The following is a 7224-nucleotide window of genomic DNA, read 5'->3' as shown; positions in this document are numbered from 1 at the left end:
TTCATAGGCGGCAAAGGCGATGCGGGTGGTGCCGGCGATTATGCCGGGGATCACGGCATCAGCGATCGCGCCGCCCACATGCTTGAGCGCGCCGCCGCCGATGACGACGGTGGAGAGATAGGGTTCGAGCACGATGGCGCGGCCCATTTCTTCCATCACCACCATATTCTCGATCGCGCCGCCGCCAAGGCCGCCATGCGCTTCCGCAAACGGCGCGCCCAGCACGCCGAGTTCTTCCGCAAAGGCCTGCCACACGGCCGGGTTCCAGCCCTTGCCGCCGTGCACCACCTTCTGGCGAGCGTCGAACGTGTAGGTATCCGCCAGGTAGCGCGAAAGCATGTCGCGCAGCATGGTCTGTTCTTCGGTGAAATTGAAATCCATCGTCGTTCCCCAAGGCAGATGCGCCGCCCCAGCTCAGGCCGGGGCGGCGTTCAATCGTTCAAAGGCCCAGCACCATCTTGGCGATGATGTTGCGCTGGATCTCGTTGGACCCGCCATAGATGCTGGTCTTGCGCATGTTGAAATACACCGGCGCGGTGCGGCGGGCGCTGTCCGGGCCGACGGCGAAGCTGTTGTCGCCTTCGCCCATCGAGCGGAAGTACGGCGCGCCATAGGTGCCGGCGGCTTCCAGCGCCAGCTCGGTCAGCCGCTGCTGGATTTCGGTGCCCTTGATCTTGAGCAGGCTGGATTCCGGACCGGGGCCCTTGCCGCTGCTTTCGCCAGCGAGGGTCCGCAGTTCGGTATATTCCAGCGCCGCCAGATCGACTTCCAGTTCGGCCACCTTGCGCTTGAAGAACGGGTTGGCCATCAGCGCCTCGCCGCCGTCTTCGGTCTTGCGGGCAACGTCCTTGATGCGCTCAACATTGCGCTTGGAAGCGGCGACGCCGGCGATGCCGGTGCGTTCGTGGGCCAGCAGGAACTTGGCGCAGGTCCAGCCCTTGTTTTCGTGGAACACGCGGTTTTCCACCGGCACTATCACGTCTTCCAGCCAGACTTCGTTGACCTCATGCTCACCACCCAGGGTGATGATCGGGCGCACAGTGATGCCGGGCGTCTTCATGTCGATCAGCAGGAACGAAATGCCTTCCTGGATCTTGGCGGTGGGATCGGTGCGAACGAGGAAGAAACCCCAATCGGCATGCTGCGCCATCGTCGTCCAGGTCTTCTGGCCGTTGACGCGGTAATATTCCTTGCCGTCATCGCCGGTGAAACGCTCGGCGCGGGTGCGCAAAGATGCAAGATCGGAACCGGCGCCGGGTTCGGAATAACCCTGGCACCACCAATCCTCGCCACTCAGAATGCGCGGCAGGAACTTGGCTTTCTGTTCCGGCGTGCCGAAGGTGTAGATCACCGGGCCAACCATCGACAGGCCGAACGGCATCAGGCGCACGGTATCGGCAGCGGCGGTCTCTTCCGACCAGATATAACGCTGGGTGGCGGTCCAGCCGGTGCCGCCATATTCGGTCGGCCACGCCGGCACGATCCAGCCCTTCTGGTGCAGCACCTTGTGCCAGGCGAGGAAATCTTCCTTCGCCATTTCCTCGCCCTCGTGAATCTTCTCATTCAGATAGGTGGGATAATGGTCGCGGATGAAAGCACGCACTTCGTCACGAAAGGCCTTGTCTTCGGCGCTGAAATTCAGGTCCATGGCTTCACTCCCCAGCTTACAGGTTGACGTTTACGTAAACTCGAATCGGGGCAGCGGCAACCCTGTGAATTTTGCCGCTGCGACACCTTGCGCCGGCCCCGGCCATCCCCACATTCAACCCATGTTGAACATCGTCTCGCTCATGATCGGCCTGGTCGCCCTTGGCCTCGCCATCTTCGCCTTCCTGCCCTTCCTTGGCTGGGCCAACTGGGCGATCATCCCGCTCGCCATGGTCGGGCTGGGGCTGGGCTTTCTGTCGGGCAAGGATGCCGGGCGGAACCTCAACCTGATCGTGATCGTGGTGGGGGCGTTCCGGCTCTTCATGGGCGGCGGGATTCTTTAAGCCGCCCGCGCCTTCGCCTCGTCTTCCCGCTCGCGGTGGAAGATATGCGTCGCCATCATCGCCCCCATCATCGGCGCGACCAGATTAAGCACGGGCACCGCGAAAAGCCCGGCCGTGAGGAAGCCGATGCCCCATGAATCCCATTTGTGCTGCCCCGGCCAGGCGCGGGATTCGCCCAGCGGGACGTGGTGGGCGGCGACGGCTTCGAGATATTCGCGGCCCAGGGCCCAGCCGTTGGCGATGATGAACAGAATCAGCGGGCCGATGCCGGTGACCAGCAGCAGCAGATAGGCCGGCAGCAGAGCCATGTTGATGAGGGCGACGCGGATTGCCGCCCGTCCGCCCATGGCGAGTTCGACGCCCAGGCCCAGCGCGTGGCCCTTGGCGGCGGGGTAGTAGCGGGTTTCGACGGCGACGATGATCTCGTCCTGCCACATGGCCATCACGGCGGTGCCGATGCTGGTGAAGCCCAACCATGTCAGCAGCATGGAGAGCAGGAAGGCCGCGGCATCGCCGGCGCCGTTGGTCCAGAAGCTTTGCAGCCACCCTGGCCAGCCGTTCGTTTCGATCATGGCGATGCCCTTGAACACCGCCCAGGCCAGGCCGGCGAACAGCAGCAGCGTGAGCAGCAGTGCGCGTAGCAGGATGCGGCGGATGACCGGGTCCCACAACTGGGCGAAGCTGAGGATGAAGGCGGCGGGCATTTCGCCCTTTAGGTAAGGTCTGGGCAGGGGCGGGGCAAGCGGTTATGGCACGGCCTGCATTTTCAGGAGCCGTGCATGCCGCAGTATGACATTCTCGCCATGGGCAACGCCATCGTTGATGTGATCAGCAGCGAGACCCCGGATTTCCTGTCCAGCCGTGGGATCGAGCATGGCTTCATGCGGCTGATCGATGCCGCCGAGGCCGGGGCGCTTTATGGTGCGATGGGCCCCGGGCGCGAGATCAGCGGTGGTTCGGCGGCCAATTCGGTGGTGGGTGCAGCGGCGCTGGGCGCTCGCACGGCGTTTGTGGGCCGGGTGGCGGGCGATCGGCTGGGCCATGTGTTCACCCATGATATCCGTGCGGCTGGCGTGGCGTTTGATACGGCGGCGGCCACGGGCGGCCCGCCCACCGGGCGCTGCCTGATCGTGGTGACGCCCGATGGCGAGCGCACGATGAACACCTATCTGGGCGCCTGCCAGGAACTGGATGCCAGCGATCTGGATGCCGAATTGGTGGCGAAATCGGGCATTCTCTATCTGGAAGGCTATCTGTGGGATCCGGCGGCGCCGCGGGCGGCCATGCAGGCCGCGATCAAGGTGGCGCGCGAGGCGGGCAACAAGGTGGCCTTCACGTTGAGCGACGTATTCTGCGTGGAGGGCCATCGCGCCGATTTCCGCAGCCTGCTGGAAAGCCATGTGGACATCATGTTCGGCAACGAGAATGAGGTGAAGGCGCTGTACCAGACCGACGATATCGATGCGGCGATGGCGGAGCTGGCCAAACATGCCTGCATCACCGTGGTGACCCGCAGCGAGAAGGGCGCGGTCGTGCTGGGCGGCGGGCATCGTTACGAGGTGGCGGGCGAACGCGTGGCCAAGGTGGTGGACACCACCGGCGCGGGCGATCTGTTTGCCGGCGGCTTCATGGCGGCGCTGGTGCAGGGGCGCAGCCTCCCCGATTGCGCGCGCATTGGCTGCATTTCGGCGGCGGAGGTGATCAGCCACTTCGGTGCGCGGCCGGAAGCGGATTTGCGGGCGCTGATCGCCAGCAAGCTGGGCTGAGTTCCACCACCAACAAACAAGAAGGGCGGCCTGTGAGGGCCGCCCTTCTTGTTTGTATTGTGCGTGGTGTTACGCGTCCTTGCCGCCCGGCGTATGGATGCCCGGCAGCGGTGCCACGCCCTGTGGCCGCACGTTTGGATCGAGTTCGCCCACCACCGTGATACCGCGCGCCACGTTGGAACGGCTGCGGCCATAGATGAAGTAGAACACCAGGCCGATCGCGGCCCAGCCGAAGAACACCATCTGCGCCACGAAGCTGAGGAAGCCGAACAGCAGCAGGCAGCCAGCGGCGGCCAGCGGTGCAACGATCCACACCGCCGGGGTGCGGAAGCTGCGATGGCGCGTGGGATCGGTGCGGCGCAGCGTCATGATGGCGAGGCTCACGAAGAAGAAGGCGCACAGCGTGCCGCCGTTCGACACCGACGCCAGCTGGCCCACCGGGAAAAAGGCCGCCGAGATGGCCACGCCCAGGCCGGTGATGATCGTCACCACGTGCGGCGTGCCATATTTCGGGTGCACCTTGGACAGCATGCCGGGCAGCAGACCATCGCGGCTCATCACGAAGAACACGCGGGTTTGCGCGAACATCATCATGAGGACGACAGACGGGAGTGCGAAACCGGCTGCTAGGCCGAGCACGTTGCCCACGCCGGGGTGGCCGATGGCGCGCAGCACGTGCGCCAGCGCTTCGTTGGAGCAGACGACGGGCAGCGTGGCTTCGGCGAAGGTCTTGCACTGGGCCACCAGTTCCGGCGAACCGGGCTGCAGGGCTCCACCGTTCGGGCCGAACACCGGCTGCGCGCCATAGCTGCCGATCACGCCGGCACCCACCAACATGTAGAACACGGTGCAGATGGCGAGGCTGGCAATCAGCCCGATCGGGATGTTGCGCTGCGGATTCTTGGTTTCTTCGGCCGCTGTGGAAACCGCGTCGAAGCCCACGAAGGCAAAGAAGATGATGGAAGCCGCACCAATGGCGCCGGTGGCGCCCAAGGGCAGGAAGGGTTCGAACTTGTCGGCCGTGGCGGCCGGAACCGCCAGGAAGATGAACGCCGCCAGCGCGATCACCTTCACGGTGACCAGCACGGAGTTGACCGTGGCGCTTTCCTTGGTGCCCAGCACCAGAAGCCAGGTGACCGCGAGCGCAATGACCACGGCGGGCAGGTTGATGATGCCGCCGGCATAAGGCCCAGTCACCAGTTCGGCCGGCAACTGAATGCCGAGGAAATTATCAAGCACGCCGACCATGTAGCCGGACCAGCCGACCGCCACGGCCGAAGCCGCCACGGCATATTCCAGCACCAGCGCCCAGCCGACGATCCAGGCCAGTATTTCACCGAATGTGGCATAGCTGTAGGTGTAGGCGCTGCCCGAGACCGGCACCATCGCGGCCAGTTCGGCATAGCAGAGTGCGGCGAGGCCGCAGACCAGCGCCGACAGCACGAAGCTGATCAACATGCCCGGTCCGGCTAGCTGCGCGGCTTCGGCCGTGAGCACGAAAATGCCGGTGCCGATGATGCCGCCAATGCCCAGCATGGTGAGCTGGAACGCCCCCAGCGAGCGGGTGAGCGATTTCTTCTCTGCGGTCGCCAGGATCGAATCCAGCGACTTCACGCGCCATTTGTTCAAGCAATTTCCCCTTGCCAAACGTTTGGCGTCGTACCCCACACCATGGAGCCGACGCCGTGTCATCCCACCGTCATGCCCAGCAATGGTGGGCGCGGTCAAGGTGGCAGAGCGACGGACAGCGTTGCCGGCGATGTGACATCAATCACATAAATGGCTGGCGGTTGTACAAATCACAGATTATGGTGGCGGCATGACCAGCCTGTCGCCCGCCGAAGCCCATGCGCTGGCCCGCATCGACGGGCTGCGGCCGGCGCTGCTGGCCGAGATCGAGGCGTGGGCGGCGATCAACACCGGCAGCCGCAATCTGGCCGGCCTGGCGCACATGGCCGACGTGCTGGAAGCGGCGTTCGTCCCGCTGGGCGGGACAATCCGCCGCGTCGCTGCCGCACCCGCCACGCAACTCGATGCCAGCGGGCAGCAGCGGGAATTGGCCCATGCCGACAATCTCCAAATCGTCAAACGGCCGGACGCGCCGGTGCGGGTGCTGATGACCGGCCATATGGATACGGTGTTCGCCGCCGATCATCCGTTCCAGTCCTGCCGCTGGCTGGATGCGGATACGCTGAACGGCCCCGGCGTGGCCGATATGAAGGGCGGCATCGCACTGATCAAGGCGGCGCTGACGGTGCTGGAGGCCAGCCCGTTCGCGGACGCGATTGGCTGGGAAGTGGTGCTGAACAGCGATGAGGAAGTCTCTTCCCCCGGTTCCGCACCCCTGCTGGCTGAAGCCGCCCAGCGCTGTCATCTGGGCCTGACCTTCGAACCCGCGCTGCCCGATGGCACGCTGGCCGGGGCACGCGCAGGATCGGGCAATTTTTCCGCTGCCGTGCATGGCCGTGCGGCGCATGCCGGCCGCAACCCGCAGGACGGTCGCAATGCGTTGCTGGCCGCCGCCGATCTGGCGCTGCGCCTGGCCGCGCTGGCGGGTGACGATCTGTCGGTGAATCCGGCGAAGATCGATGGCGGCGGGCCAAACAATATCGTGCCGGATAACGCCGTGCTGCGCTGGAACATGCGCCCACGTTCTGCCGCGGCGCAGATGCGCGCGGAAACCGGCATCAACGCAGCCGTTGCGGCTGTGGCGCTGGCGCATGACGTCCACATCCACGTGCATGGCGGCTTTGCCCGCCCGCCCAAGCCATTGGACGCCAACCAACAGCGCCTGTTCGATCTGATGAAAAGTTGCGGCACCTCGCTGGGCCTCGCCATCAGCTGGCGCGACACCGGCGGCGTGTGTGACGGCAATAATCTCGCGGCGACGGGCCTGGCCGTGGTCGATACCATGGGGCCGCGCGGCGGTGCCATCCACAGCAGTGATGAATTTCTGTGCGCCGATTCGCTGGAGGAACGGGCGAAGCTGGCGGCCCTTGTGCTGTTGCGCGTGGCGCAGCACGGGTGGCAACGATGATTGCCGCGGGTGAATGGCGCGTGCGCCCGGCACGGGCCGATGATCTGCCGTCCGTGCTGGAACTGGCCAAGCTCACCGGCGGCGGTTTCACCAATCTGCCGCAGGATGAAGGCGCGCTGGCTCGACGCCTCGCCTGGTCCGATGCCAGCTTCGCGCGCAGCGATGCCGCGCCGGCGAACGAGCTTTACCTGCTGCTGCTGGAAGAAGTCGCCACCGGGCGCATCGGCGGCACCGGCATGGTGTTCAGCCGGGTGGGCGCCGAATGGCCGTTCTACAGCTACAAGATTTCGACGCTGACCCAGACCAGCAAGGAACTGGATCGCACGCTGCGCATCGAGTTCCTGTCGCTCACCAGTGATTTCGATGGTGCGTCGGAAGTGGGCGGGCTGTTCCTGCACCCTGATCTGCGCACTGGCGGGCTGGGGCGGCT

Annotated in this window: 8 protein-coding genes; 4 read left to right on the top strand and 4 right to left on the bottom strand. The window is 65.2% G+C overall.

The annotated features are described in order from the left end of the window. Positions 1–381, bottom strand: a 381-nt coding sequence (locus Q7O19_RS12515; protein WP_303810836.1) for an acyl-CoA dehydrogenase family protein, incomplete at its 3' end; no start/stop codon positions are given. Positions 382–439: 58 nt separating this feature from the next. Continuing rightward, entirely contained in the window at positions 440–1648 is a 1209-nt protein-coding gene (locus Q7O19_RS12510) for an acyl-CoA dehydrogenase family protein (RefSeq protein ID WP_303810835.1), read from the bottom strand. A 121-nt stretch (positions 1649–1769) separates the two neighbouring features. On the opposite strand from Q7O19_RS12510, the gene Q7O19_RS12505 reads away from it, so the two are divergent. Continuing rightward, on the top strand, positions 1770–1991 hold the full coding sequence (locus Q7O19_RS12505) for a hypothetical protein (protein ID WP_022679422.1): 222 nt from the start codon (positions 1770–1772) through the stop codon (positions 1989–1991). Here the strand turns inward: Q7O19_RS12505 and Q7O19_RS12500 are convergent. After that, positions 1988–2695, bottom strand: coding sequence for an EI24 domain-containing protein (locus tag Q7O19_RS12500; RefSeq protein WP_303810834.1), 708 nt, complete (start codon positions 2693–2695; stop codon positions 1988–1990). The genes Q7O19_RS12505 and Q7O19_RS12500 overlap by 4 nt on opposite strands. A 75-nt stretch (positions 2696–2770) precedes the next feature. On the opposite strand from Q7O19_RS12500, the gene Q7O19_RS12495 reads away from it, so the two are divergent. Continuing rightward, entirely contained in the window at positions 2771–3757 is a 987-nt protein-coding gene (locus tag Q7O19_RS12495; RefSeq protein ID WP_303810833.1) for an adenosine kinase, read from the top strand. Between the two features lie 69 nt (positions 3758–3826). Here Q7O19_RS12495 and Q7O19_RS12490 read toward each other — a convergent pair whose 3' ends face one another. After that, positions 3827–5386 carry an amino acid permease gene (locus Q7O19_RS12490; RefSeq protein ID WP_303810832.1) on the bottom strand — a complete coding sequence of 520 codons (1560 nt, stop codon included), beginning with the start codon at positions 5384–5386 and terminating at the stop codon, positions 3827–3829. 190 nt (positions 5387–5576) lie between these two features. On the opposite strand from Q7O19_RS12490, the gene Q7O19_RS12485 reads away from it, so the two are divergent. Further along, positions 5577–6794: a hydrolase gene (locus Q7O19_RS12485; RefSeq protein WP_303810831.1), complete on the top strand. Its 1218-nt coding sequence runs from the start codon at positions 5577–5579 to the stop codon at positions 6792–6794. Next, on the top strand, positions 6791–7224 hold a 434-nt coding region (locus tag Q7O19_RS12480; protein WP_303810830.1), incomplete at its 3' end, for an arginine N-succinyltransferase. The genes Q7O19_RS12485 and Q7O19_RS12480, both read left to right, overlap by 4 nt.

The sequence above is a fragment of the Sandarakinorhabdus limnophila DSM 17366 genome (assembly GCF_945882885.1).
GTDB lineage: Bacteria > Pseudomonadota > Alphaproteobacteria > Sphingomonadales > Sphingomonadaceae > Sandarakinorhabdus > Sandarakinorhabdus limnophila_A.
This window is presented reverse-complemented; position numbering and strand designations above follow the sequence as displayed.